Below are 25176 nucleotides of genomic sequence, written 5' to 3'. Positions count from 1 at the left end.
TAATTAGGTATTATCTTTACTATACATAATGATATTATTTTAAACTAATAGAGGTGCTTCCTGATGAATGATTTGACCCTTTTGAATCAAATAACGAGTGAACAATATTTATCAAAATTGAAAACAGAGTTAGAGCACCGACAGCTTCTCGATGAACATCGAAACCTCTCCCTTGCCGATAGTTCCGAGGAAGAATTTCTGGAACTGTTTTTCCTTGAGAAAATCTTTTCGGCAGATCGGGAGCTTTCTCCTCATACACTGAAAGCTTATCGTTCGGATGCTAAGACGTTGCTGATTTTTTTAACGGAGCATTCTCTATCTTTTCGAGACGTCGGCTTTCCTGAAGTAAAAGCGTATAATAAATATATTAAAGATAAATATGCTGCGAAATCAGCAATACGAAAATTGGAGTTTTTTCGTAGACTACTAGACTTTGGCTATGAAACACAATTTTACAAAGCTCACCTTTCCACTTGGATCTCCAAGCCGCCCGCTAAAAAAGGACACTATATAATAGAAGAAACTCGTCCAGAAGAGCGGCAAACACGTGTCCAAATGAGAGAGTTGAACCAGAGAGAAGCGGAATATGTGATTTCTTTCTTTCCCAAAGTGGTCAAAGCCAAGCAAAATCGTGAACAGTTACAAAAGCGAAATTTATTGATTGGTTACCTCCTCTATACAACGGGGCTTCGTGCTAGTGAGCTATTAAGCTTAAATTGGGGAAGTTTTCGCTATAATCGACAAGGTTTTCTGTTTGCTGATGTAATTGGAAAAGGAGGAAAAGCGCGAACAATTCCTGTCCGAGAAGAGACTAGTGATTTGCTCTTTGATTACAGAAAATGTATAGGAGAGTCAATGGAGATCGACCCATATGATACGAGCCCGCTCTTCTTTGCTTTATATAATAAGAAAGAACCGTATACAAATAAAAAGAGATTAACTTACCCAAGTTTGTATAAAATCGTTAAAGAAGCCGTTCATTTAGCCGGGAAAAACTCGCACGTCTCTCCCCACTGGTTCCGACATACATTTGTAACGATGCTGCTTGAAAACGATGTGCCACTCGCCGTCGTTAAAGACTGGGCAGGCCATTCGGATATTTCCACAACCAATATGTACTTAGAACGGATCAATCAAGACAACACCCATGTTCATTTGCAAAAAGTGAACCTTTTTAGATAAAAATGAAGCAAAGGAAAAATGTGAATATTTTTCCCTTGCTTCATTATTTGTTTCATGAATATCTTTCTTGGTCAACTCCATCGTTTTCTGGGTCAACAAATTCAAATCACTAGTACAAGTAGAATGCTATTGTTCTCATTGAACCACCCGATATAAAAAGACAGCCGCTTGGGCACGAGTGACTTTTTGATTCGGACCAAACGTTCCATTGAAATTTCCAACGGTGATACCATTGGCCGCGAGAGCATCGATGTATGGAGCAGCCCAATAATTTTTACTCACATCTTTAAAAGGTTTTGTTGGCTGACCTTTTAAGTCAAAGGCTATTGACAATAGTTTAGCTAATTGAGAACGAGTCAGTTCGTCATTCGGTCTAAATGTGCCATCTTTGAAGCCTGACAGTACGCCATTTTGTTTTAAGAAGCGGATATATGGTAAAAACTCATTGTCCGATGCTACATCCTTAAATTCCGTTGAATCCTTCACCAACTTGCGATCAAAGTTTAACGCATTGGCTAACAATTTAGCAGCATGCGCTCTTGTAACCACTTTGTTCGGCTGAAAACTTCCATCCTTGTATCCATTAATATATCCTTTTTCAGCAATAAATTGTATTTCTTTATACGCCCAAAAGTCTGGTGTGACATCCTTAAATGCCAAAGATTCCTTCTCCCCTTTTACCCAATTATTGATATCCTTAATAAACTCTTCCGGCACATTGGCTGGAATCGCATACTCAGAAAAATCAGGTTCACCCTTGTAGTTAACAAGTAAATGAATTAAATCTGGATACATTTTGTAGTCAACATTTTTCCGCTTCGCTAACGCATTCTTCCAACCATCTAAATCAGAAGGCGGTACTTGCAAGTCCTTTCCGCCCTGCATGATCAATAGCGGAACGTTTTGTTTAATTGCTAGCTGGGTTGGTACATAATCACGAAGTTCAAACCACCAGTACGCATTTGGAAGTTGAAATTCTTTAGGGATATGATCTTTTGAATAAGCAGGGTTGTTAATTAAAGCGATTTGTTGCTCCCAAAAGGCAAGGTTTGCTTTGGCTGCTTCTAGTTGTTCAGGAGGCAGGTCTTGTTCCTTTGCTCTTTCTAATCCGTCTTGTTGCTGCTTTAACATCAAATCTTGAAACTTGCCACTTGGTCCTGATACAATAATTCCACCTTTAATTTGCTTCTTTTTATCTGCTTCTAAAATACGCGGCATTGCATATCCGCCTTGACTGTGGCCTAATACATAAATTTGATCACTCACTTCAGGATGATCTCCTAAAAGCTGAACGGCTTTCACTGCATCATCAATCGTTTCTTCTTGAATACTAAATTTCGAATTCATTCCGGTTTTTAAATGATGCTCTCTCGTCACTTTTTCATAGCGAAGAACAGCGATTCCTTCATTGGCTAAACCGACAGCAATATCACGAAAAGCTCTCGTAGAATAGAATGATTCATCTTGATCGTTCGGTCCTGATCCATGGACAAGGACAATAGCTGGAAATGGGCCTTTCCCTTTTGGGATCGTCAGTGTCCCAGGCAAAGCCAATTCTCCTTCACCAATTTTCACTTGTTGCTCAGAATAATTCGCTTCCTTTTCATATGTAGGTTTCTTATACTGACTTGGCGGTGAATAATAGAAAGGAATAAAGAAGTCGTCAATACGTCCCTCTTTGTCTAAGTTCACAGTAACCTCCATTGGAAAAGCCGTACCTTCATAAGTCATCACAATGTTTGTATGAACCGCATTCATTACTTTCTTCACAGAGATTTGCTTTCCGATCTTACCAAAAGCCGTTGTTTTCGCTTGCCAAATACGTGCCAAATCTTGCTGCGTCATATGTTTTTTTAAGTTTTCATTCAGTAATGCGTACGCCTCGTCCCATTTTTCATTAGTAACCGCTGTCATAAATGAAGTGGCTACTTGTTCAGCATGTACAGAAATTGCTTCTTGTGCTTGCACATGGGATACATTAGAAGCAGGAATCAGTATACCGCTTACACTTAGTGTAGCAGCAAGTAAAACAGGACTCACCTTCTGCCAGTTTCGTTTCTTCTTCATATTTTTCCTCCATTATAAATTTCAGGAAAACACCTGTTAAATCTAATAGTATAATAGATGAACTTAGTTGACAATCTTTTCAAATAGAGTTATAAACTATTTTCTCTAAAGAGACCGTTCACTTACTTTCCTATGAAAATAGATCATTATTCATTAAATCGCCGTTGACAAATGCTTCAATAAACCGAACAATAGAAAACAAGACAACTAGATGGAGGCTATTCCTCATGAGAATATTTGTTTATATCATTGTGTTTTTCTCATTCTTTGATTTGTTTACTCAGCTCCCGATTATGAGTCCTTTTGCAGAATCATTAGGAGCAACACCGCTATTGACTGGACTAGTAGTTGGTATTTATTCTTTTTCTAATACTATTGGCAATGTAGTCTCCGGGTTTCTAACGGATAGAAAAGGGGCCTTTCGCATTTTATTTATCGGTTTACTCTTAACGAGTGTATCGCTGTTATTGTATCGTTTAGCGGTGGATGCTTGGTCATTATTGGCGGTTCGATTTTTGCACGGATTGCTGGCTGGATTTATCGTTCCCGCTGCTTTCACTTATTTAGCCAATGCGGCAACGGAAGGAAAAAAAGGAAAAAGTTCAGCGATCTCTGGAGCTTTTGTGGGGTTAGCAGCCGTGATTGGTCCTGCCTTTAGCGGCATTATGGCTAGCAGAACGAGTGAAGTAGCCGTATTGACAGTGACCGCTATTGGCATGCTTATTTTAGCTGTTGTTTCCCTCCTTTTTTTACGAAACAATGTAAGGGCTTCGATGGAGCCAAAGACAAAACAAACAATGCTCGTGCGGGCCTTCTTCCAAGAAGCAAACGTGGTCAAAGCATTTATTGGCGCTTTTCTATTAATGTTCTCCCAAGGTGTTCTCGCTTATATGTTGCCGCTGAAAGTGATTCATCTTGGATTTGATGCCCAAACGAGCGGGATGTTATTAAGCACATTCGGTGTGACGGCTATTCTCATTTTCCTATTACCGACCAATCGGCTGTTTGATCTGATCCAACCGATGTGGACATTAGCGTTTGGTATGAGTGCAATGGGACTTAGTCTGATTTTACTGAGTCAGTTTGATGATACTTCTTTCTTATATTTATGTATGGTTCTATATGGTATTGGATTTGCCTTTCTCTTTCCATCACTCAATTCGTTACTCGTTCAAGCCATTGCACCTGCTCACCGTGGCAAAGCGTATGGATACTTTTATGCTTTCTTCTCTTTAGGTGTGGTGATTGGTTCTGGATTAACTGGCTTATTTGCATTTTCGCCATTACAAGGCTTTCTCTTTACCGGTGTTTTATTAATCTTTGCAGCGGCTGGCAGTCTATTAATCGAGCCGCCAGTGATGAAAGAAAAACAAGCTCAATGAAAAAAGCAGGCGATCGCCTGCTTTTTTCTATGAATCTTTTACCATAACACAGGTTTAACGACCATAAACCACAACATAATAGTTAATAAAGAAATATAAATCCAAACGGACCGATAAAGCTTGGCAACAAGGAGCTGCTTGTTCGCTATTGAATTTTTTTAAGGTTGGCGTAAACGCCCGTGCTAGAAAAAAGATCGAGCTAACCATGACAGCAATGGTCATCACTATCCAAGAAGTAGTCCACGGCCACGAACTAACCATCATCAATAAAATCCCCGAACCGACTAGTACATGACCTGCATGTTTGACGAGTCGGATCGCGGACCTGAAAATCTCTATACATGTTTGCTCTGTTTCAGCCGTTGCTTGGCGAAGCTTTTTTAACAAAGGAAATAAAACGAAAAACGGTCCAATCGACAAAATCACACTAAAGATATGAATGTATAAAAGAAGCGTATATATCATATTTACTTACACTTGACGAAACTCATGGACCCATACTTTCATATGTGAAAGCCATGGCATACCTGGATGAATCGCTAAAATCGCTTGCTTATATTCCTCGACACTTGCATAGCCTTCTTGTTTAGCGTGTTCATCAGTTAATTCTCCAAGCATCTGCCGATAGACTCGTTCAACAACAAAATCAACATCTGAAAGCGTCATGACCTCCCCAATATCCGCATATCTCCCATTACGGCGTGTGGCTGTTTTTTGCCCGTTTAGCACCTTTTCCACATCTTCTTTGATCGTCACCAGACGTTCAATCGTACAAGTCTTTGGAGGCAAAACTTCATGTTCATTTGTCAATGTAAAAACCACCTTTACTATCAATTGCTTCCTTATTATATCCTTTCTCATGTTATAAGAGCAACAAAGTGAAAAAATGTACGAAATTCTCTTGGTTCCCATTTTTACTCTTTCTCTTTTTCCAGTACTCATGACATTCCATAATACATCGGGCAATGACTTATTAATTATACAAACAGTTTTCAGACACGATTATATTATGTTTTCAAACCCATCACTTTCAGGTATAATGAAAGTGAATAATCATATATTAAAAAAGCCGCTTCGATGCTGGTAACATCGAAAACGGCGATACAATAGCAAGGTTCCCTATCGGGGGATCGGCAGAAAGACGAACAAAACCGCCTGAGCTGGCCAAAACTCAAGGGCGGTTTTAGTCTTTTTTTACTGACAGAATAAGCACAACAAGTCCCGCAAATGAGATCATTAACGTTAATGCTTCAAACACTGTCATTCGGCACCACCTCCTTCCTCGTATGAACTAACTTTACGAAGGAGTGTGCCAACCACCCTTGAGAAACCTTTTCTATTGTTCTTTTATTATACCACATTCAAACGTACATTTGTTCCCATTCTTCACATTACTTTTCTGAAGATCCTCCAAATAATAATGTATATTTTCTATTCTACTCTAAGCAGATCTTGCAAATATGTAGTCAGGATAAAAAGACGTTAAAGAGAAAGACGGCACGCCACTCAGCGTACCGTCACCTGCAAGAAATTCAAATGGTTTTTACAACATGTACCTGCTCTCCGACAAACACCTCATTTACATGATGATGTATAGCGAGATTCCCGAATCTGGGTTAGCACAATATTTGTCCAAAGCCATCACCCCATTTGGAGTTTTTCGTTCCTTGCCTTATTTATAATAGCCACTCGGTTCAACATTTATACATCAAAAACAAAAATTTTTTTGTTCATAATCCGTTGATTTAAAGTCACAATAAGAAGGACACAGACATCTTCTGTGAACTCATTATTCGGAGGGATTCATAATGGGAAAAAACAGCAAATCGAAACGTTTTGTCCAACAAGGAAAAGATGCCGTTTCTAAGCATGATGAGCGCTTCCCTTATCGGACAACTTTCTCGGAATCAGAAGCTCGTTATACGAATGAACAGACCGAAGAAAACCCTGATATGACACTTGGAGGGTTTTAAATGGGACAGAAGCTTTTCCGAGAGGCAAGACGATTTGTCCATCAAGCGCTGACGGATTCAACAGAAGAAAATATCGCAACAGCGAAAAATAGTCTTGTCTCCGCTTTTGCCAATTCGACATTGGCCCAGCAAGAACAGTTAAGTCAAATGCAAGAAAATTTAAGACAAGTCGAACACGACAGTCATCAAACCATGTAAAGGGGCGGAAAAACAATGACGAAAAGTGCCTCCAAGTCAGAAAAAACAGAATCCACTCAACCTCAGCCATTAAGCGGCTCCCACAAAGTAAAAAACAAAAACCATTCTCGCCAAAACAAAAACGCAAGCCACGATATGTAAAAATGAGGGACGGTATGCCTGTACCGTCCCTTCCCCTATTTAAACCAGCCCTTCTCCTTTGATTGAGAAATCGCTTCGATTCGATTTTTCACTTCTAATTTATCAAAAATCGTAGAAATATAATTTCTCACCGTTCCGGTCGTAATATGAAGCTCTGTCGCAATTTCTTTTGTACTTTTTCCATCGGCAACAAGCGCTAATACATCTTTTTCTCTTTCCGTTAACGGATTTTCCTCGCTATAAAAATCATCCATTAATTCCGGAGCGTATATGCGGCTGCCTGCCATAATGCTTCGAATCGAGCTCGCCAGTTCTTCGCTTGGACTATCCTTTAATAAATAACCGCTCACTTTTGCTTTTAGCGCCCGTTGAAAATAGCCGGTTCGAGCAAATGTCGTTAAAATAATCACTTTACACTCTAGACCTTTTAGTTCTTCCGCCGCTTCTAGCCCGCTTTTTCCTGGCATTTCAATATCCATAATACAAACATCCGGCTTTAATTGTTGAACAAGAGTGATTGCTTCTTCCCCATTCGCCGCTTGTCCAATCACTTCCATATCTTCTTCTAAATTGAGCAAGGAACCTAAAGCTCCTAACAGCATCCGCTGATCCTCAGCAATCACTATTCGAATCATCTTTGTTCTCCCTTCTCCCGCTGTCTAATATGATTAGGAATTTTCATCATTAAAATCGTTCCTTGATTATGAATCACTTCTAACGTCCCATTGACGAATTCTAAGCGTTCTCGCATTCCCAACAAGCCGCTTCCTTTTCCAAGGCTCCTTGCTTCGTCAAAGCCAATGCCGTCATCTTGAATGATTAATCGAACATGGTCCGCTGTCTGTTGCACACGAATGTGACAAACAGTCGCATGGCTATGCTTCACAATATTCGTCACAGCTTCTTTCATGCACATACTTAATATATTTTCTAAAAACAAAGAAACATTCGTTAATTTGAATTCTGGTTCACTGATTAATTCAATTTGAGCGGCTTTTAAAATTTGTTTCACAAGCACCATTTCTTCTGATAAGCGAGTGCCACGCATCGATGAAACCATTTTTCGCACTTCATTTAACGCCGTTCGAGCCGTTTGTTGAACGTCTGTCATTTCACTGCGCGCTTGTTCCGGATTTTTAAACACTAATTTTTGAGCTAAATCGCTTTTGAGGCCAATGAGCGAAAGCTTTTGTCCTAATGTGTCATGCAAATCCCTCGCAATTCTTTGCCGTTCTTCTTGCTTAACTAGCTCCGCAATCCGATCATTGGCGTCCTGTAATTTCACTTCAAGTTCTTCTTGCTTTTTCTTATTATAAATATTAAACGGAAGGAGGATCACACTAATCCAAATAATGATAATGAACGGAAGCTGGGATAAAAATAGTTGATCTTGCAACACAATATTATAATTAATTGAAATCGTGGTGGCCAACAGATGGACCACATACAAAGTGATAAAAGCTCCTCGTTTTTTGATATGCCCGTTATAGTAGGCAATATAAAAAGCAAAATACACAAACTGAAATAGAATCGTCATCGTAATCGATATCGTAATCAAAATCAATGACCATAAATAGATCGGCCAGTTGTTAGAAATAAAAGCTAACCGTAAAAAGACAAAGAACAAAACCGTTAAAATGATCCCTACAATGATTTCAACCGTCGAAGAAGATTGAAAAATAAAGTAAAAGGGAAGAAAGCTCAAAATACTCCATATATAAGGGGCGGTTCCTGAGCCTTTTTGAAAAACCTTTAACCGCTTCAACATGCTTAAACCTTCATTCAATCGTTTCACATCATTTCATTTTTATTTTACCACATTTTCCTAAATAACAACGAAAAAACCATGTATCCTCACTATAACGAAATCAGTGAAAAGAGAAAAGACACATGGTTTTTTATGAATGAACTATTTATTTTTGTTTAACGGGCACGGACATGTAAGGCTGTTTCGGCTTCCGTTTTTTCGCGTAAGCTTTTAATTCTTTAAAACCAATAAATTGATCGTTCTTTTCATCCCATAGACGGAATTTCAACGAAGTTAAGCTCGTCGACAAAGTAATCGTTGGAATATTTTTTAAAGGTTCTGTTTGATTATGAGCCTCTTCTAGCTTATAGTTCGGAATTCTTGGGCTTAAATGATGAACGTGGTGGAAACCAATATTCCCTGTCAGCCATTGCAAAGGTTTTGGAAGTTTATAGAAAGAACTTCCCTCCACCGCTGCTTTCACATAATCCCAATGTTTATCTTCTTCAAAATAGGAATCCTCAAACGTATGCTGTACATAAAACAGCCATACACCTACAGCTCCTGCAATTAAAAAGATCGGCGCTTCGACTAAAAGGAAGGCTTTCCAACCAATTGTCCAGCAAAGAAGAGCAATAATAGAAACAATCGCTACATTCGTGAAATACGTATTTAATCGTTCTTTTCTTCTTGCCCCTTTTCTGTTAAAGCGATTCGTGATAAGGAACACATACGTCGGTCCAATCCCAAACATGACGATTGGATTGCGATACAAACGATACGCGATACGACGCCATAACGGAGATTCTAAATATTCATCTACCGTTAACATCCAAATATCTCCCGTTCCACGCTTATCTAAATTACCGCTCGTTGCGTGGTGGACGGAATGACTATGCTGCCATTGGTAAAACGGGAAAAACGTCAATATGCCAGTAATTGTCCCAACAATTTGATTGGCTTTCCGATTTTTGAAAAATGAATTGTGAGTGCAATCATGAAAAATAATAAACACCCTTGTCATCAAAAAAGCACCAATCGTCGCAAAAACTAAAGTAAGTAAATATGAAATCTCAAGACTTTGATAAGCTAAAATCCAAGTAAGAATAAACGGACCAATCGTATTAAACAATTGTCGTACACTATCTTTTGTACTCGACTTTTCAAACGGAGCTATTTGTTTTCTTAATTGTTTTTGTTGTTGAATCGTCATGTCTTTCCCCTTCTTTCATTGATACCATCATTATAAAGAAGGGAAATCATTCTTTGAAGTAGCACCCGTCATATAGGGAGTATGATAAATGTCATGTCCCATGGGGAAAGCTAGATTACATGTGGGTTCGCACCGTATTATTTTTTACTATTCCAGTCATCAAGATCCATGAATAGGCCCATAGCAACCATGAAGCAAAATAACGATCTGTGTAAATAGGCAAATTCACAAACACATGATCAAAATAAATTAACACAAGAGAGTCAATCAGCATACCTGGGAGAGCGATACAAATAGCAGCTGCTAATCGCTCATTGTTCGTCACCTGCTTTAAACGATAAATAGGCATAGTAACAAGCAAAATACATGGGATTGCAAATAGATAAGAAATCATCATCAGCCACACAGAATCCGTCACGAAAAAGATATGTCCGAAAAAACGAAATAATAAACTAGCTCCTAACCAAACAAGAAATCCCCAAAATAAGAAAAACGGCATAGCTTCCTTCTCCGATCATTTTTTATTAGCAGATAGCTTAGTTAGTCCGATAAACAATTGCTCTAGTTCTTCGAAAAATGTTTCTATCTGAACATTTTTTGAGATTAGATTTTGTATAGCCAGGCCGTCTATCAGCGCATTGAAAAATACTCCCCATGTCTCAAGTGACACTCCTTCAATAGGCGATTGACGCCATATTTTTGATAAATGCTGAAACAAAGCCTTGTTCTCTGCCTGTAAAACCTCGGCCAGTTGTTCTCTAATCTTTTCATTTTGAAAGCTTGCCACAGTCAAAGTAAAGAATAATTGATGAAAAAATGCCTCGTCAGAAGAGCGGTTTTTCGCTGACTCTAAAGCATACTTCACGATGTTTTCATGATTCTGTTGCTGCGCGATATCGTTCCAAGAATGATCACAAATATCTTTGACTAAATCTAACAACAATTGTTCTTTTGTCCGAAAGTGATAATAGACGGTTCCTTGTGTGACTCCTGCTTCTTCTGCCACTGCTTTTAAAGTGAATTTTTCTATTCCTTTTTCCACTAAACACAATTTTGCTGCGTCAATCAATACTTGTCGATTAATAATATTAGGTTTAGCCACTGTACCACTCCTTTAAGTTATTCAACTAACTAACTTTGTATTAACTTAACATCTATTGTTCATTTTTTCAAGAAAACGAAACCGACAGAATTTCCTGGTAGTTTCGTTTTCTTTTTATTAAGTTTACATAATAATGTTATAGTTTATTTTTGTCTACATATACAGCCATGGCATCCCTCATAAATCGAGCTAACCCTTCTCCATATTGATCAATATTTTTCGTAAATCGCTCATCATCCACATACATTTGTCCTAACCCTTTAAACGCTTCAAGCGAGTAATTCCCCATGTTATTCAGAAAATCATACCACTCTTTAATTGCTTCTTGTGCTTGTTGAGATGCTGGAGAGTGATGACGAAGAGCCGCCAATTTTTTATAGATGTCATCCCACTCTTTGGACATTTCTTTTTGATCATCCTTTGTCATATTCCCTATTCTCTTTTTAGACTCATCCACCGCTTGATCGCCCCAACGTTCCCTTGCTTCTTGTTCATACGGATTATGACTAAAGTCAAATCCTGCAAATTTTTCTTTGTTTGACATATCAATTTCCCCTTTCACATATTGAATAGTTTGATCAATCGTCTGAAGCATTTGATCAATTCTCCGTCGTTTCTCCAGCAACATTTTTCGATGCAACTCGAGGGCTTCTTCTCGATCAAATGACGGACTGTTAATCATTTCTTTAATTTTCTTTAAAGGGAAGTCTAACTCTCTGAAAAATAATATTTGCTGCAACATTTCCAAATTCTCATCCGAGTACACGCGATACCCCGCCTCCGTTACCTCATCGGGAACCAGCAAGCCAATTTCATCATAATGATGCAGTGTACGTACACTAATCCCAACTAAATCAGCTACTTCTTTTGCTCTCATTCCTTGTTCCCCCTTCATCACTAACAATAAAGTATGACGTAGCGTTAGAGTCAACTATAATCATAAAAATATTTTGATTCATCGCCTTACCTATTGCTATCCAGCGGCTCGCCAGCACCAAGTCACGAAGATATTGAAGTGACCAAGCGACTCGCGGAAAGACCATAGGGATTGCCTTGCTTGACCATATTGTGGTTGAGGACGGAGAATTTGTTTTTTAAAAGAAAAAGGGTATGTTTAAAACACATTCAGAGAAAAAAAGCAAAGGAGCCTCGTCGCTTCTTTGCTTTTTTCTTAGCAAACATTGCTCATTCTGTGTTTTTTGGCTATGATCGAAGGAGGATATTGCGATTTTATTCTACAACATACAACAAAAAAGGAACGTGTCCGTCAAGCCGGGCAAGTTCCTTTCTCTCGAACCATTTCACACGCAGACGAGGCGCCACGAGTGAAGATGGTATATATCTTATTATTACACTTTTATTATGATTTAATTACTCATTTTTGTAAAGAGGCGGGATTATTTTGCACACGTTACGATCTAATATATCCATTTTCTTTGATGAAAGCGGAAAAAAGAACACACCCGTTCAATTAATGGGCGGCCTCTCAATCCCTACAGATATTTATCGCCATGAATCCATGAAGAGATTCCATCATCTAAATCAAGAATACTCTTTTCACTGGTCCAAATACACAAGATGCGAGATGGAGTCCTTAATTACCATAAAGTCTTGATGGTCTTTTTCTCTTGTGTTTTTCCCCTTATATAGAAGTACGATTTCTGGATTTAGATAAGGAATACCTGTTTCAGAATAACTCCAAATTGAATTGAGGGGGTATGAAATCCTTAAATCTCTTCTGAATTTTCAATCATTATCTTCTGTTTCATTTAAAAGAACTTCTACGGTATCTCCATTTAACTTATTGGTTTCATTTCTCTATCTTCCTTTTTCCCTCAACCTTGGTTTCATACCATGATTCCACTACAATCATGGCTCGTTTGCAGCGCAGCGTCCCCAGTACAACTGCAAGAACAAACCTCTTCTAACCTCTTCAGTTACTTTTGTTGATACGAGAAAGTATAATCTTAGTTCCCGCTCCATTGCTCTTTAGTAAAATGTCGAGACTTAGTAATTTCGGAACCTCATTAATTATATTTAATCCCTTTCGGCTTGATTGCTGAAGCTCTTTCACTGGATTAAAGCCTATGCCATTATCTATTATAATTAGTTTTTGTGTATCTCCTTCTTTAAATCCTTCTATTGTTAATTGATCAGCTTTGGAATGGTATAAAATATTTTGTAAAATGTTATCAAAAAGCCGTTCAAACCACACCTTGTCCAATTCCCATATAATACCAGGATCTATTTTGGTATTATTTTTAATCTCTTTATGATTTAATGCATTCTTCCATTTTCCAATACACTCATTCACGCATTCTTCTAAGTTGATTGGTGTCATATGAGTAATTATTGAGTTAGAGTTTAGATAATTTTTGTGATATATCCGGTCGCTTAAGGTAGATATGATATCTGTATTCCTATTTATCTCTGTAATTGCTTCGTCTACATGTTGCCCAGTTTTTAGATAAAACAAATTAATTTTAATAATAGAAAGCGGTGTTTTAATATCATGAGCAAGTTGGTCTAAATATCTTTTCCTTATTTCTTCCGATTCTTCATATTTATCTTGATTATACTTTAACCTGTTGATTAATATGTTGATTGACTCGCCCAGGTGTTTCATTTCGTTGTTTTTTAACACTTGGATCTTTACCGGTTCGGGATAACTTTGATCTTTGGCTATTTCTCTAATAAGATCCGAAAGAAGTCTTATTTCAGACGAAATATTTATAATGATTTTTGATAGGAAGGCAACGTATAGTAAAATCAAGATGATGAAAATGGAAAAACAGATAAATAATTTTCATAAGCCCTGAAAGGAGTATCGGTCCCATTTATATAATCATGTATTAGATGTGCACCCAATACAATGTAATTCGAAATCATAAAAGCGATTGGGAAGAATAGTACCGATAGGAGTACGAAAAGGTAGAGCTTTTTATTCATGAACATCATTCCTTTGGTGCGGATAATTTATAACCATAACCATAAATGGTTTGGATCAATTCATCTTCATGATCAATCTTATTTCTCAAACTATTAATATACACATTTAAGGAATTTGCTTGATTAGTTTGATCGCTCTCTCCCCATACATGATTGATTATTTGTTCCCTTGACAAGCTAATATCAATGTTCTCAAACAAGTAAAAGAATAATTTACTTTCAGTCTTACTTAACGGAATTTCAGTTCTCGTTTCTCTATCAAAGATTTTATGTATTTGCTCATCAACAACCACACTTTTCAAATAGAAGTGATGCTTATACCTGTCTTTCAGCAGATTTTTAATCCTTGCAATCAACTCCAACGGTTCAAACGGCTTTGGGATGAATTCATCTCCTAGCTCTAGCCCTTTGATTTTGTCTTCAATTTGACTATGCGCCGTAAGAAAGATAACAGGTTTTTGAGGATAAAGCGTTTTAATCCGTTTACAGACCTCATACCCATTATCAAAAGGTATTTCAATATCCAATAAAAATACATCTATATCGCATAAATCCGAATAGCTGAACCGATTATCCGTTTTCACCATAACTTTCTTAAAATAATCACTCAAAAACACATGTAAGAACTTCGATATGGTCGGATCATCCTCGAGTACAAAGATCGTTAATTTTTTGAGTATGTCTTCCACAGCCAAGACTATTTCTCCCCTTGATTATATTTTAAAGGCTTTTCTTATAGATTATTTTCAAGTTTATGACTAGCATAAAAATGATTAATAGAATGAACACTCCTATACCTGTAAGGGTTGATGACATTCCCCCCTCATAGTAAAACTCGTGATCAATCATATATAAACCCAGTCTATAACCGAATGCAGTTGGAATGAAATATGAAAAAGGCGCAGCCATTAGTATCATTGATAACAAAGACATCCCTATTCCAATCGATATGCTTGCCACTATATTTTTTGTTAATTGGATGATTGCGGCAAAGGTGATGGTAACGATTATCACGACTAGTGAATTGAGGATGGTATATGAGTAAACCAACTGCAAAAGGTGATTAACCTTCCCATCCACTATAATATAAAACACCGATAAAGTGAGTAAATGCACCAAAAAAATAACCAACATAATCATCAAAGATACAAAGATTTTTGAAAAGAGCAGCTTATAACGCGGAATATTATACGTTATCCAATCTAAATACGTTTTGTTCTTCACTTCGATATAAAAAACAAAAGACACCAACACACTTGAAATAATCGGCAACATCATAAAATACTGATTATAATAGGTGAAATAAAAACCGCTATCCAGTTGAACATTCCTATTGTTTATAGCAAAATTAACGAAATTCATTAGCAGTGGAATGAGGCTAAGGAGCACAATAATTAGAATCACTTTTTCACTTTTTATCTTAATCCATTCATTTTTGATCAATTTAAGCATCCGCTTTCACCTCAATTAAATCAGAAGACATCAGTTTGATGTATAAATTTTCTAAAGTGAATGTTTGTACGTCTTTGTAAACAAATTCTTTATTGGTCTGTAACTTCTTAAACTTACTAGCACTTGTAATAAAATATTTCTCTTTTCTCCTGTCTTCAAGTAATGTGATCTCCCTATCTATTTGATTTGCTATTTGTTGAACACTTCCATAAACATAGATATCATCTTCGTTATCAATCTTTAAAACTGTTTCACCATTCCTCATGAATAAAAAAGTATCCGTCATCAAGGACACTTCATTTAGATTATGGCTTGAAATCAAGATTGTTCTATTGTTGCTTTTAAGATTCCGTTCTACCAGATCTCGCATATCCTTCATACCCATGGGATCTAACCCGTTTGTTGGCTCATCCAACAGTAGTAAATCGGGATTGCCCATCAAAGCTTTCGCTACGCCCAATCGCTGCTTCATCCCAATAGATAATTCTTTAAACTTTTTACTTTTAGAACCCATTAATCCAACCATCCTTAATAAGTCATTTATAGCAGAATCATCTTGGTTTATATCAGCATACGAGGCATGTAATTTTAGATTTTCTATACAAGTTAAATTTGGATAAAAAGCCGGGTATTCGATTAATTGACCAATAGTCATGTTATCCGGATCTTTTTGAATGTCGCCCTTGTATTCAATCGTATTTAATAATGTTTTAAATAATGTTGTTTTCCCAGCTCCGTTAGGTCCTAATAATCCATATACTTTTCCTTCTTCTAGTTCCAAATTAATGTTGTTTAAAATGAAGTTTCCCTTCACATCGAACGAAACATTTCGCAAGACTATCATCTTTCTCACTCCCTTAACTGTTATATATAAACAAAAATGAAATTACACTTATGATATAAATTAAAAACAAAATCAGTGCAGGTTTAAAATTACTGTTTTTATATCCATGTTTCATTATTTCTACTGCAAACAATGAAACAGACAGCAAGAAAGATATCATAGCCAACATAATAAATACCTTATCCATATTTACAACACTCCTTTTTTTTACTGTAACTACACTGTAATACATGATTATTAAAAAGGAATTAATCTTTTGCTATCTGTAAACTAATAAAAGTTAAAAAAGAGTGGGAACTTGAAAAGGGCTTTGTTATTTTCGCTGGAGATGGTAACTATTGGTTAGCATTTGATTACCGTGATTATACAGGCAATGAACCAGCTGTTTTTTATATTGAAGAAGATGATTTTGAAGATGATGAAGAATATCCTGTTTATACAAAAGAGCAATTTGAAGAATTTATAAAAAAACATAAATCGTATGTTGATATAGGAAATTGTTTCGAACAATTTGCTGAAGAGGAAGGAGATATTGAGTGGTTTATTGAACTAGCTTTAAAAGCAATAAAATTTAAACATTTGGATGGTCTCTCTTATATTATTGGGCAAACGGTATTAATTAAATTAAAGCGTGAGTCTAAAGAAAATTGGCCAATTGAATCTTTAAGTAAGTTAGCTGAAGAGTTAGTTCAATTTATAGACATTGATGGTTATCCAGATAGTACAACGACGAAATATGGTGAAAAAATCCAACGAATAATAAATAGCTAACCCATAATGGGTTAGCTATTTATTATTTAGTTCCCCAGATTTTTCTACCGCCAGTATGTCCGGTTTTAGAATGTTGCTCTGATTTGATTAATTGCATATATCCTCTTGTTTGATGGTGATGCCAAGTATAACCATCAGGGGTCTTGCCTGCTTTTATTTTCTTTTGCTGAGAAGTGGTGAAGTTTTTCATAGCAGATTTATTCTTAGCTAAAGCTAAATTTGCATGTTGAAATTGTGTGGAATTTGATGATTTTAAATATTTATTATCAAGTGTTATTGATACTACATCAAGAAAATAGACACAGATTTTTCTACCGCGCTTACGCTTAGTGCCCTTGAGAAAAAAGTTTAAATAAAGAGCGATTTAAACTTTTTTCTCAAGGTAAAATCAAGCTGCACAATTTCCATACATTCGCTCAAATTCGTTCGGCGTACAATACCCCAACGTTGAATGAATACGCTTTGAATTGTAGAAGAACTCGATGTATTCGAACAATGATTTCTTCGCTTCTTCTCTAGTTTTATACTTCGTTTGATACACTAGCTCACGTTTAAGAATACCGTGAAAGGATTCGATACAAGCGTTATCGTAACAGTTTCCTTTTCGGCTCATGCTGCCTACCATATGATACTTTTTTAATAGTTTCTGATATTCATTGGAGGCATATTGAACACCTCGGTCTGAATGGTGAATAACACCTTTTTCCGGCTTCTGACGCTTGAATGCCATCTTTAATACGGAGATCACCAAGTCCTTTGTCATCGTTTTATCCATGGCCCAGCCTATGATCTTACGAGAATACAAATCCATTACGCTTGCCAAATACAACCACCCCTCATTGGTCGGAATATACGTGATATCCGTTACCCACATCTGGTTTGGTTTACTAGCTTTAAACTGGCGATCCAAGATATTTTCAATTACTGGATGTTGATGCTTCGAATTGGTCGTAGCCTTATATTCTTTGACTGTACAAGACTTGTCATAATACGAGAAACGGTACGCTGACTTACTTTAACGCCACGTGTATTCAGTGTTTTTGCGATTTTGACACTCCCATAACGTTGATTGAATTCTAAATGGGTCTGGAAAATCTTTTGTGATAATTTCTCATGTTGTTTCTGCCGGTCACTTTTTGGTCGATTTAACCATTTGAAGTAACTACTTTTGGAAACTCCCAGGACTATGCATATCTTCTCCACTCGGAATTGGGAGCGATTTTTATGAATGAATTCATATTTTACCGAGGGCTTTTCGCGAAGTAGTGCATCGCCTTTTTTAAGATTTCATTCTCCTCCTTAAGATCACGCATTTCCTTCTGTAGAGCCTTTAACTCAGCCTCTGCCGAAGAGAAAGTTTGGACTTCTTTGATCTCTGGTTGCTGACTATACTTTTTGATCCAGTTGTGTACAGTATTTTCATTTACCCCCATTTCTCTAGCCACTTGAGCTACAGACTTATGGTTTTCACTGATATACTTTACTGTTTCAATTTTAAATGTCTCATCGTATCGTTTACCTCTTGCCATACAGACACACCTCGTTATAGTTGATATATTTATTATAACAATCTGTGTCTACTTTTTAGTCTAGCATCAAACCATTTCTTATATTGCCAAGCCTTAGATGCCCAATATTGAATTTTTCCTGAAACATTAGACTAACTACCAGTTAAATAAGCAAATGTTCCACCTTAATCACCATATCCATATTGTGTGACGTTTCCTTCTGGATCGGTTATACGTAATATTCTTATCTGCGGTTTGTTCCGTTATACTTTCAGACTCAGTAAATGACCAGCTTGGTTCAAAAGAACCGACCTCAGTATATGTCTACTCATCAAAAAAGCCGCTTCGATGAATGACACCGAAGCGGCTTTTTTATGTTTTTATCATATGCACGCAAAGAAGCAGTGAAAACGAAAGGCCCATCATGCAAATGACCCATAACCAAGCCATGTCCATATGGCCCGAGTCCATCGCCATATATATTGCTAACGGTGTTGTTTGCGTTTTTCCCGGAAGATTGCCAGCAAACATTAACGTCGCCCCAAACTCTCCTAACGCTCGAGTAAAGCTTAAAATGCCACCTGAGATAATCGCTTTTAAGGCGAGCGGGATCGAAATAAATAAAAGAACTTGCCACTCGCTCGCTCCATCTACACGAGCAGCATTTTCGATATCTTGATCAACAGCCTCAAAACCGGTTTTCACTGATTGATACATTAACGGAAAAGCAACGACTGTCGAAGCAATCACAGCGGCCCACCAAGTAAACATCACAGGCTGGTGAAAGACCCACTCAATCGCTTGTCCGATGACACTGTTTTTCCCAAAGATAATAACAAGCAAAAAACCGATGACCGTAGGCGGTAGAACTAATGGGAGAAGCAGAACCGTTTCCAAAAGCAGCTTCCCTTTAAACGACCGATTCGCCATGAATCTTCCCAATAAAATTCCTGCCACCAACACAATGAAGCCAGAAACGAAGGCAATTTCAATGGAGAGTTTGATCGGTGACCAAAAATCGGTAACCATCGGATTATTTTACCCCTTTAAAACCGTACTTTGTAAATGTCTCCATCGATGTGTTGTTTTGCAAATATTGATAAAATACTTCAGCTTCCTTTAGATGAGCACTACCTTTAATCACTCCTACCGGATAAATAATCGGTGTATGTGTCTCCTCTTTAGCTGCCGCTGCAATATCCACTTTCGTTGAAATCATCGCATCTGTTTTATACACAATTCCAGCGTCTACATTTCCCGTTTCTACATATGTAAGCACTTGGCGAACATCTTTGGCATAAACGACTTTTGGTTCAATCTCTTTCCATACATCGATGTTTTCTAATGTTTCTTTTGCATATTGTCCAGCAGGCACCGATTCTGGTGTACCGATGGACAATTTATTCACTTTTTTCAAATCTTCAAATGTGTGAATGTCTTGACCTGTCTCTTTCGGAACAACTAACACTAATTCATTAGACAGAAGATCTTTCCCCTGCTCCTTCTGAATCATGCCCTCTTCTACTAATTGATCAAATTTATCCTCAGCTGCGGAGAAAAAGAGATCTACTGGAGCGCCTTGAGAAATTTGTTGTTGTAGGGCGCCTGAACTTCCGAAATTGTACACAATCTTTACATTTGGATGTTCTTTTTCATAAGAAGACTTAATCTCATTTAGCGCCTCTTGTAAACTAGCGGCCGCAGAAATCGTTAATTCTACTGGTTCTTGCTTCCCTTGTTCTTTCTTTTTACTTTCTTCCTGAGAAGAACATCCAGATACGATGCTAAACATTAGCATGATGAACATAATCACACCATAAAACTTTTTCATTCTTTTCTTCCTTCCTGACCAACTATTTATAACAAACCATAACTAATTATAATTACTTATAATGAAAAAGGAAATACTTAAATAAAAATGGTTTGTGACAAAATACTGACGAATGCGTTAATATAAAGGGATGGAGGGATGGATATGTCAAAAGAGCTTTCCTATACGATTGAGGAAGTGGCACAATTATTAAAGGTATCAAAATTAACGATATATGATCTTGTCAAAAAAGGGGAATTGCCGGTATTCCGTGTAGGCAGACAAATGCGGATGGACGCTAACGATTTAGAGCTATACATCAAAAAGCAGAAAACAGGATCTTCTCCTAGCCCTGCGATGACGCTTCCTAAACCGCCAACGAAAGAGAGTACTACAATTGTCATTAGTGGACAAGATCTTGTTCTTGACCTACTAGGGAAGTATATTGAGAAAAATACTCATTATAAAACACTGCGTTCAAATGTCGGAAGTTTTAACAGCTTGATCTCGATGTACAACGGAGAATGCGACATCGTTAGTTTACATATGTTTGACGGAGATTCAGGAGAATACAATCTGCCTTATGTGAAAAAGATATTAGTCAGTCATCCTTATATTTTATTGAATTTAGTTTCGCGAAAAGCTGGTCTTTACGTTCAAAAAGGAAACCCTTTAAACATCAAGACTTGGGCCGACTTGAATCAAGAGCATGTGACGATCATAAATAGGGAAAAAGGTTCAGGAGCAAGAATTTTGCTTGATGAACAGCTCCGTATCCATCAAATCTCCCCGTCAGAAATTAGAGGCTATGATATAGAAGAAACGAATCACCTTGGTGTCGCTTCTGCTGTGTCAACAGGCGCGGCTGACGTCGGAGTAGGGATTGAAAAAGCTGCCAAAATCGTTGGAGTCGATTTTGTACCATTGATTACTGAACGGTATGATATCGTCATCTTAAAAACACCAGAAAATAAACAACTTATTGATCAAGTGAAGGAGATACTCACTTCTACATCTTTTCATGCAGAAATCCAATCATTGGGAGATTATGATCTTTCCCAAACAGGCTCGATCATTTATGAGACATTCTAGTCTTGCAATTATAATAAAAACGCCCTTCTTTCGGAGGACGTTTTTATTATGATTAAATGTATTAAATGATCACTTCAATCACAAACCAAGTAATCATTATCCCTTGAATTAACGCTTTGGCGAGGGTGCCGCTTAAAAAACCGACAAATGTCGCATATCCTACAAAGAATGCTTGTTTGACATCTTTTAAAATGATAAGCTCTGTCACAAGCACAGCTACAAACGGAACGATCAAAATGCCAAAAGGCGGTATAACAAACGATCCAACGATGACGGCGATGGCTGCGACTCCTTCGCCCCATTTGGATCCTCCATATTTTTTGACAAAATAACTGTTGGCCAGCATATCTGCCACAAATATTAACGCTGTAAATACCCCCATGGCCACCCAAAACAAGATGGACAGTTCATCATTATTGATTCCGAAATGATAGAGAAGGAATCCTCCCCATATGACTAAAACAGATGGAATGATCGGGAAAATCAACCCAATAAAGCTTGCAATAAATAATACGACAATGCCGATCCAAATAGCGATAGACATAAAGCTGCTCCTTTCTACTTCATCATAGAACACATTTGATGACTAGTTCTATCCTTATATACGGATGGACATCCATAATGGTTCCCTTTAAAATGAAAAAATAAAGTATTAAGGAGATTTAATGATGAATCAAAAAGAATTAGAAAAACAAATCATAGAAAATTATCAACGAGATGAGCAAATGATGATCTTAGTATTTGCCCAATGGTGTGTAAACCATGACCTTAACCCTGAAGAGTTATATGGGCGTGCTTATCCACAACAGATGGCCAATCCAACCTTACAACAAGCCATCGATTTAACGGTACCGAAAGAAGAAGCGGGCGACATTCACTATGACACTTTATTAAATGTTCTTTCACTATTCGGAAACGAGGAGCTCGCGTTTATTGTCACTGAAGAAATCGCTGCTCGACAAAAAAAGATCTAACATACAGCGGCTGTCTCATAAAGAGGTGATTTTCTTTTGAGACAGCCTGCTCATTGAATTACCATCTACCCCAATATTGTTCCTGCCTGCTTTGATGACATGAATCGCAGATTGGAAATCTGAAATCTGCCGGCAACCTTCTTTGACACTTCCGACATGTTTTATGAATGTTTTTCACTTCTGTTTGTAGTTTCTCATGTACCTGCTCGCTAATTTCTTCTCGCATCCGCTCCCAATAAATCGCTTCTGTTGGCTTATTTAATTTGTATAAGAACAGTAAATGCAGACCAATCGCTTTGTAAGCAAGCTCCAATTCTTCTAAGCTGTTCGGTGTCCATTTCGGCTCAGGAAGTTCCGCTCCTTCCACAATCGCCTTCATCGTCATCAGCCATTGCTTCGTTAAACCGGCGTCTTTTGTTGAAAATGGCAAATGTAAGAAGCTATATAAATCCGTCATCGAAAGCCTCGCTTCAATGTCACTACCAACTACTAATGAATATAGTTCTTTTTCCTGTGTCAGTGCCGACTTTTTCGTTCCTTTTGGACTTTTGAATTTTTCCCACAGTTCAAAAAACGTACCTAAATGACGATCATACATTTGAAATCGATCAAACACGCTCGGTGTCGGAGCAATGGCAAACGAACTAACAGGAGTATCTTGTTTTTCTAAAAGACTCACCATTTTTTTAATATCGGAAGTAAAGGCTACTTTTCCGACTGGATACATTCCTTTACGGCCCGCTCGACCAGCAATTTGTTTCACTTCTTGTGACGTTAATCTTCTTCTTCTCGTCCCATCGAATTTTTCATTTTTTAAAAAGACGATGCGGCGAATCGGCAAATTGACACCCATTCCAATGGCATCCGTTGACACAATAATATTCGTTTCTCCATTAATAAACTGCTGCATTTGTTTCTTTCTCGTCTCCGGAGGCATGCTTCCATAGATCATACTGACTAAATGCTTATTTCTTTTCAGGCTCGCCGCTGTTTCCAGTACTTCTCTTCTCGAAAAACAAACGAGAGCATCCCCAGGCTCGACTTGAGAAAGCTTAAATGGCTTCGGTTCCACTTGAAGCGGAAGCTCTCGCTCATATTCAATCAGTTCATACTCACTCTCTCCTAACAGCTGAATAAGCATTTCTTTAATGTTTTTACTGCCAATAATATGTACTTCTTTCGCGTTTGCTTTTGTGATCGCTTTATACCAAGAAAATCCCCGATCTTTATCTGCCAGCATTTGCGCTTCATCAATGACGATCAAGTCATACACGTCTTTTTCATGGAACATTTCGACGGTGCAAGAAGCATGGCGAGCAAAAGGTTCACTTTTTTCCTCTTCCCCTGTTTTCAGCGAGCAAGGAATTCCCTCTTTATTTAATTTATCATACACTTCAAGGGCTAATAGACGAAGCGGAGCCAAATAAAGACCACTGCTTGCTTCTTTCATTCGTTTCAGCGCCTGATGCGTTTTCCCGGTATTTGTCTCACCAATATGGAGTACATAGCGGACATTTCTTTCGACAGAAGGCTGATATTCCTGACCAAATAACTCTGAAAGCAACCGTTCTTCTTCCGCTTTTTTCCGCTCGATTTCAGCGCGTTCAAACGCTTCTCGCGCTTCTCTTTCTCGCACATGCCACTCATAGATTTGTTGGTGAATGTCCTCATCAAATGGCAAATCAGCAATGCTTAATAAATCCGGTACATGCTCCTGCGACAATTGATCAAAAACAAGCGTGCCACTATCTACTAGCAGATGATCATAATCATCCATCAGTTCTTCTTTCGTTAGCGGCTGTTGAAAGGCAGCTTCATAGTCTGCGTAAATAGAGGCGGGGAGCTCGATTATCAGCATCTCCACAGCTTGATCCATCCACTCGTGTTCAAAAAACTCAATATAGCGGTCATTATACGTTTCGTATTCAATCTCTTCTCTACCCCAATCGAACGTTCGTTGAAATTGACCCGTACATTCATACGAAAATTCTCCTAAGCTTGAATACTTTCCTGGATCAAAATGGCCATCTTCCACTAATTCATATTCGAAAGGATAGAGCTCCACAAGGTTGTATTTGGTTTTTTGTAGATCTTCCGCTAATTGTTTAGCAAACAAATATCGAAAGTTCAAATATAAACGGTCTCTCTGCTCATCTAAAATAGATTCGATGACGGTTTTCATTTGTTGAAGCAGTTTCTGTTGTTTTCTTTTTTGAAGCAATTTTTCTTGCTGTTTTAAATAGGCTGCTCTTGCTTTTTCATATGTAGCGGACCATGTTTCTTCTTTTTGAAATTTATGTTGTAACCAATTGATGACATCAAAAGGCTGGTAGTTTCTAATTTCGGTACGAAATAACTGATTAACGAGTTTTCGGTTTCCTACTTCAACAGCGATCCCTTTTTCGGTTAAATAGTTTCTTTTTTCTTTTCTAGACATCTCATTCGATGCTTGACTAACCCATACATTAATCCAAATCTGCTCAACAAATGTCCCTCTTTCTCGTAAATATTGTTGAAATGTTGGAGGTATTTCTTCCCTGCCGAGATACTGATTGATATCTTCACGAATCTTATTTTTCGTTAACTTCACAGCTTTTTCGTATACGTCGATCCGTTTAGTCATTTTTTCTGCTCCTTTCTAAAAGGTATGAAATTTCCCTAACTCATCAGTACTATGTTCAATTCTATTATAACACCATAAACTCCACGTTTTATCAAAACGACAAAAGACGCCTCCTTTACTTACAGAGAGGCGTCTCGGTTCGTAATCC

26 protein-coding genes and 3 pseudogenes are annotated in these 25176 nt (G+C 37.6%); 9 read left to right on the top strand and 20 right to left on the bottom strand.

Annotation, left to right across the window (positions count from 1 at the left end):
- Positions 1-63 precede the first annotated feature (63 nt).
- The gene (locus IRB43_RS06515; RefSeq protein WP_203362636.1) at positions 64-1182 is read left to right on the top strand and encodes a tyrosine-type recombinase/integrase; all 1119 of its coding nucleotides are present in this window, start codon (positions 64-66) and stop codon (positions 1180-1182) included.
- A gap of 135 nt (positions 1183-1317) precedes the next feature.
- Here the strand turns inward: IRB43_RS06515 and IRB43_RS06510 are convergent, their stop codons facing one another.
- Positions 1318-3249 carry an S-layer homology domain-containing protein gene (locus tag IRB43_RS06510; protein ID WP_203362635.1) on the bottom strand — a complete coding sequence of 644 codons (1932 nt, stop codon included), beginning with the start codon at positions 3247-3249 and terminating at the stop codon, positions 1318-1320.
- Between the two features lie 227 nt (positions 3250-3476).
- Here IRB43_RS06510 and IRB43_RS06505 point away from each other — a divergent pair, with 227 nt between their 5' ends.
- Positions 3477-4631 (top strand): MFS transporter, encoded by a 1155-nt coding sequence (locus tag IRB43_RS06505; protein ID WP_203362634.1) that lies wholly within the window; start codon positions 3477-3479, stop codon positions 4629-4631.
- Positions 4632-4669: 38 nt separating this feature from the next.
- Here the strand turns inward: IRB43_RS06505 and IRB43_RS06500 are convergent.
- From IRB43_RS06500 to IRB43_RS17800, 3 genes and pseudogenes are all read right to left on the bottom strand, one after another.
- Positions 4670-5096, bottom strand: a pseudogene (locus tag IRB43_RS06500) (hypothetical protein).
- A gap of 6 nt (positions 5097-5102) precedes the next feature.
- Positions 5103-5492 carry an ASCH domain-containing protein gene (locus IRB43_RS06495; protein WP_203362633.1) on the bottom strand — a complete coding sequence of 130 codons (390 nt, stop codon included), beginning with the start codon at positions 5490-5492 and terminating at the stop codon, positions 5103-5105.
- A 322-nt stretch (positions 5493-5814) separates the two neighbouring features.
- Positions 5815-5895: a putative holin-like toxin gene (locus IRB43_RS17800; RefSeq protein WP_275296761.1), complete on the bottom strand. Its 81-nt coding sequence runs from the start codon at positions 5893-5895 to the stop codon at positions 5815-5817.
- Positions 5896-6439: 544 nt separating this feature from the next.
- On the opposite strand from IRB43_RS17800, the gene IRB43_RS06490 reads away from it, so the two are divergent.
- From IRB43_RS06490 to IRB43_RS06480, 3 genes are read left to right on the top strand one after another with little or no spacing between them, the layout of a single operon-like run.
- Positions 6440-6604 carry a hypothetical protein gene (locus IRB43_RS06490; protein ID WP_203362632.1) on the top strand — a complete coding sequence of 55 codons (165 nt, stop codon included), beginning with the start codon at positions 6440-6442 and terminating at the stop codon, positions 6602-6604.
- Positions 6605-6802, top strand: a complete 198-nt coding sequence (locus IRB43_RS06485; RefSeq protein WP_203362631.1) for a DUF3813 domain-containing protein — start codon at positions 6605-6607, stop codon at positions 6800-6802.
- A 15-nt stretch (positions 6803-6817) separates the two neighbouring features.
- Complete coding sequence (locus tag IRB43_RS06480; RefSeq protein ID WP_203362630.1) at positions 6818-6943, top strand: small acid-soluble spore protein P; 126 nt, start codon at positions 6818-6820, stop codon at positions 6941-6943.
- Positions 6944-6978: 35 nt separating this feature from the next.
- Here the strand turns inward: IRB43_RS06480 and IRB43_RS06475 are convergent, their stop codons facing one another.
- The 6 genes from IRB43_RS06475 to IRB43_RS06450 form a co-directional block, all read right to left on the bottom strand.
- On the bottom strand, positions 6979-7578 hold the full coding sequence (locus IRB43_RS06475) for a response regulator transcription factor (RefSeq protein WP_203362629.1): 600 nt from the start codon (positions 7576-7578) through the stop codon (positions 6979-6981).
- Positions 7575-8711: a sensor histidine kinase gene (locus tag IRB43_RS06470; protein WP_203362628.1), complete on the bottom strand. Its 1137-nt coding sequence runs from the start codon at positions 8709-8711 to the stop codon at positions 7575-7577. Before IRB43_RS06470 ends, IRB43_RS06475 begins: the two co-directional genes overlap by 4 nt.
- Before the next feature lie 145 nt (positions 8712-8856).
- A complete protein-coding gene (gene desA / locus IRB43_RS06465) occupies positions 8857-9903 on the bottom strand; it encodes a Delta(5) desaturase DesA (RefSeq protein ID WP_203362627.1) in 1047 nt (348 codons plus the stop codon).
- A gap of 115 nt (positions 9904-10018) precedes the next feature.
- Positions 10019-10402 (bottom strand): DUF5367 domain-containing protein, encoded by a 384-nt coding sequence (locus tag IRB43_RS06460; RefSeq protein ID WP_203362626.1) that lies wholly within the window; start codon positions 10400-10402, stop codon positions 10019-10021.
- 15 nt (positions 10403-10417) lie between these two features.
- A complete protein-coding gene (locus IRB43_RS06455; protein WP_203362625.1) occupies positions 10418-11005 on the bottom strand; it encodes a TetR family transcriptional regulator in 588 nt (195 codons plus the stop codon).
- 136 nt (positions 11006-11141) lie between these two features.
- Positions 11142-11882: a MerR family transcriptional regulator gene (locus IRB43_RS06450; protein ID WP_203362624.1), complete on the bottom strand. Its 741-nt coding sequence runs from the start codon at positions 11880-11882 to the stop codon at positions 11142-11144.
- Positions 11883-11984: 102 nt separating this feature from the next.
- Here IRB43_RS06450 and IRB43_RS18155 point away from each other — a divergent pair.
- Positions 11985-12123, top strand: a pseudogene (locus IRB43_RS18155) (JAB domain-containing protein); the annotation flags it as partial.
- An 815-nt stretch (positions 12124-12938) separates the two neighbouring features.
- Here the strand turns inward: IRB43_RS18155 and IRB43_RS06445 are convergent.
- The 4 genes from IRB43_RS06445 to IRB43_RS06430 all read right to left on the bottom strand — a co-directional run bounded on the left by IRB43_RS06445 (position 12939) and on the right by IRB43_RS06430 (position 16250).
- Positions 12939-13649, bottom strand: coding sequence for a sensor histidine kinase (locus IRB43_RS06445; protein ID WP_203362623.1), 711 nt, complete (start codon positions 13647-13649; stop codon positions 12939-12941).
- A gap of 310 nt (positions 13650-13959) precedes the next feature.
- A complete protein-coding gene (locus tag IRB43_RS06440; protein WP_343070818.1) occupies positions 13960-14643 on the bottom strand; it encodes a response regulator transcription factor in 684 nt (227 codons plus the stop codon).
- A 31-nt stretch (positions 14644-14674) separates the two neighbouring features.
- Positions 14675-15406, bottom strand: coding sequence for an ABC transporter permease (locus IRB43_RS18150; protein WP_203362621.1), 732 nt, complete (start codon positions 15404-15406; stop codon positions 14675-14677).
- Positions 15399-16250: an ABC transporter ATP-binding protein gene (locus IRB43_RS06430; RefSeq protein WP_203362620.1), complete on the bottom strand. Its 852-nt coding sequence runs from the start codon at positions 16248-16250 to the stop codon at positions 15399-15401. Before IRB43_RS06430 ends, IRB43_RS18150 begins: the two co-directional genes overlap by 8 nt.
- A gap of 261 nt (positions 16251-16511) precedes the next feature.
- Here IRB43_RS06430 and IRB43_RS18145 point away from each other — a divergent pair, with 261 nt between their 5' ends.
- The gene (locus IRB43_RS18145; protein WP_481748122.1) at positions 16512-17021 is read left to right on the top strand and encodes an SMI1/KNR4 family protein; all 510 of its coding nucleotides are present in this window, start codon (positions 16512-16514) and stop codon (positions 17019-17021) included.
- Positions 17022-17043: 22 nt separating this feature from the next.
- On the opposite strand, the gene IRB43_RS17975 is transcribed toward IRB43_RS18145, so the two are convergent.
- The 4 genes and pseudogenes from IRB43_RS17975 to modA all read right to left on the bottom strand — a co-directional run bounded on the left by IRB43_RS17975 (position 17044) and on the right by modA (position 20360).
- Positions 17044-17328: an HNH endonuclease gene (locus IRB43_RS17975; protein WP_343070817.1), complete on the bottom strand. Its 285-nt coding sequence runs from the start codon at positions 17326-17328 to the stop codon at positions 17044-17046.
- Between the two features lie 81 nt (positions 17329-17409).
- A pseudogene (locus IRB43_RS06420) lies at positions 17410-18550 on the bottom strand (IS3 family transposase).
- Between the two features lie 351 nt (positions 18551-18901).
- Positions 18902-19558, bottom strand: coding sequence for a molybdate ABC transporter permease subunit (modB, locus tag IRB43_RS06415; protein WP_203362619.1), 657 nt, complete (start codon positions 19556-19558; stop codon positions 18902-18904).
- A 4-nt stretch (positions 19559-19562) separates the two neighbouring features.
- A complete protein-coding gene (gene modA / locus IRB43_RS06410; RefSeq protein ID WP_203362618.1) occupies positions 19563-20360 on the bottom strand; it encodes a molybdate ABC transporter substrate-binding protein in 798 nt (265 codons plus the stop codon).
- 144 nt (positions 20361-20504) lie between these two features.
- On the opposite strand from modA, the gene IRB43_RS06405 reads away from it, so the two are divergent.
- Complete coding sequence (locus tag IRB43_RS06405) at positions 20505-21431, top strand: helix-turn-helix transcriptional regulator (RefSeq protein ID WP_203362617.1); 927 nt, start codon at positions 20505-20507, stop codon at positions 21429-21431.
- A gap of 61 nt (positions 21432-21492) precedes the next feature.
- Here the strand turns inward: IRB43_RS06405 and IRB43_RS06400 are convergent, their stop codons facing one another.
- Positions 21493-21975: a DUF456 domain-containing protein gene (locus tag IRB43_RS06400; RefSeq protein WP_203362616.1), complete on the bottom strand. Its 483-nt coding sequence runs from the start codon at positions 21973-21975 to the stop codon at positions 21493-21495.
- Positions 21976-22099: 124 nt separating this feature from the next.
- Between IRB43_RS06400 and IRB43_RS06395 the strand changes: the two genes are divergently transcribed.
- Positions 22100-22405 (top strand): hypothetical protein, encoded by a 306-nt coding sequence (locus IRB43_RS06395; RefSeq protein WP_203362615.1) that lies wholly within the window; start codon positions 22100-22102, stop codon positions 22403-22405.
- A 58-nt stretch (positions 22406-22463) separates the two neighbouring features.
- On the opposite strand, the gene IRB43_RS06390 is transcribed toward IRB43_RS06395, so the two are convergent.
- Entirely contained in the window at positions 22464-25028 is a 2565-nt protein-coding gene (locus tag IRB43_RS06390; protein ID WP_203362614.1) for a DEAD/DEAH box helicase, read from the bottom strand.
- Positions 25029-25176: the final 148 nt, after the last annotated feature.

Origin of the sequence: Bacillus sp. REN10, from assembly GCF_016820555.1 — a bacterium.
GTDB lineage: Bacteria > Bacillota > Bacilli > Bacillales > Domibacillaceae > Bacillus_CE.
Note: the sequence above shows the minus strand (reverse complement) of the source record. Positions and strands in the feature narration are given on the sequence as shown.

What these genes read in the sequence shown, in the direction of transcription:
- IRB43_RS06515 (WP_203362636.1), top strand. Translation starts at nt 64, where the DNA reads ATGAATGATTTGACCCTTTTGAATCAAATAACGAGTGAACAATATTTA.
- IRB43_RS06510 (WP_203362635.1), bottom strand. Translation starts at nt 3,249, where the DNA reads ATGAAGAAGAAACGAAACTGGCAGAAGGTGAGTCCTGTTTTACTTGCT.
- IRB43_RS06505 (WP_203362634.1), top strand. Translation starts at nt 3,477, where the DNA reads ATGAGAATATTTGTTTATATCATTGTGTTTTTCTCATTCTTTGATTTG.
- IRB43_RS06495 (WP_203362633.1), bottom strand. Translation starts at nt 5,492, where the DNA reads ATGAGAAAGGATATAATAAGGAAGCAATTGATAGTAAAGGTGGTTTTT.
- IRB43_RS17800 (WP_275296761.1), bottom strand. Translation starts at nt 5,895, where the DNA reads ATGACAGTGTTTGAAGCATTAACGTTAATGATCTCATTTGCGGGACTT.
- IRB43_RS06490 (WP_203362632.1), top strand. Translation starts at nt 6,440, where the DNA reads ATGGGAAAAAACAGCAAATCGAAACGTTTTGTCCAACAAGGAAAAGAT.
- IRB43_RS06485 (WP_203362631.1), top strand. Translation starts at nt 6,605, where the DNA reads ATGGGACAGAAGCTTTTCCGAGAGGCAAGACGATTTGTCCATCAAGCG.
- IRB43_RS06480 (WP_203362630.1), top strand. Translation starts at nt 6,818, where the DNA reads ATGACGAAAAGTGCCTCCAAGTCAGAAAAAACAGAATCCACTCAACCT.
- IRB43_RS06475 (WP_203362629.1), bottom strand. Translation starts at nt 7,578, where the DNA reads ATGATTCGAATAGTGATTGCTGAGGATCAGCGGATGCTGTTAGGAGCT.
- IRB43_RS06470 (WP_203362628.1), bottom strand. Translation starts at nt 8,711, where the DNA reads ATGTTGAAGCGGTTAAAGGTTTTTCAAAAAGGCTCAGGAACCGCCCCT.
- desA (WP_203362627.1), bottom strand. Translation starts at nt 9,903, where the DNA reads ATGACGATTCAACAACAAAAACAATTAAGAAAACAAATAGCTCCGTTT.
- IRB43_RS06460 (WP_203362626.1), bottom strand. Translation starts at nt 10,402, where the DNA reads ATGCCGTTTTTCTTATTTTGGGGATTTCTTGTTTGGTTAGGAGCTAGT.
- IRB43_RS06450 (WP_203362624.1), bottom strand. Translation starts at nt 11,882, where the DNA reads ATGAGAGCAAAAGAAGTAGCTGATTTAGTTGGGATTAGTGTACGTACA.
- IRB43_RS18150 (WP_203362621.1), bottom strand. Translation starts at nt 15,406, where the DNA reads ATGCTTAAATTGATCAAAAATGAATGGATTAAGATAAAAAGTGAAAAA.
- IRB43_RS06430 (WP_203362620.1), bottom strand. Translation starts at nt 16,250, where the DNA reads ATGATAGTCTTGCGAAATGTTTCGTTCGATGTGAAGGGAAACTTCATT.
- modB (WP_203362619.1), bottom strand. Translation starts at nt 19,558, where the DNA reads ATGGTTACCGATTTTTGGTCACCGATCAAACTCTCCATTGAAATTGCC.
- modA (WP_203362618.1), bottom strand. Translation starts at nt 20,360, where the DNA reads ATGAAAAAGTTTTATGGTGTGATTATGTTCATCATGCTAATGTTTAGC.
- IRB43_RS06405 (WP_203362617.1), top strand. Translation starts at nt 20,505, where the DNA reads ATGTCAAAAGAGCTTTCCTATACGATTGAGGAAGTGGCACAATTATTA.
- IRB43_RS06400 (WP_203362616.1), bottom strand. Translation starts at nt 21,975, where the DNA reads ATGTCTATCGCTATTTGGATCGGCATTGTCGTATTATTTATTGCAAGC.
- IRB43_RS06395 (WP_203362615.1), top strand. Translation starts at nt 22,100, where the DNA reads ATGAATCAAAAAGAATTAGAAAAACAAATCATAGAAAATTATCAACGA.
- IRB43_RS06390 (WP_203362614.1), bottom strand. Translation starts at nt 25,028, where the DNA reads ATGACTAAACGGATCGACGTATACGAAAAAGCTGTGAAGTTAACGAAA.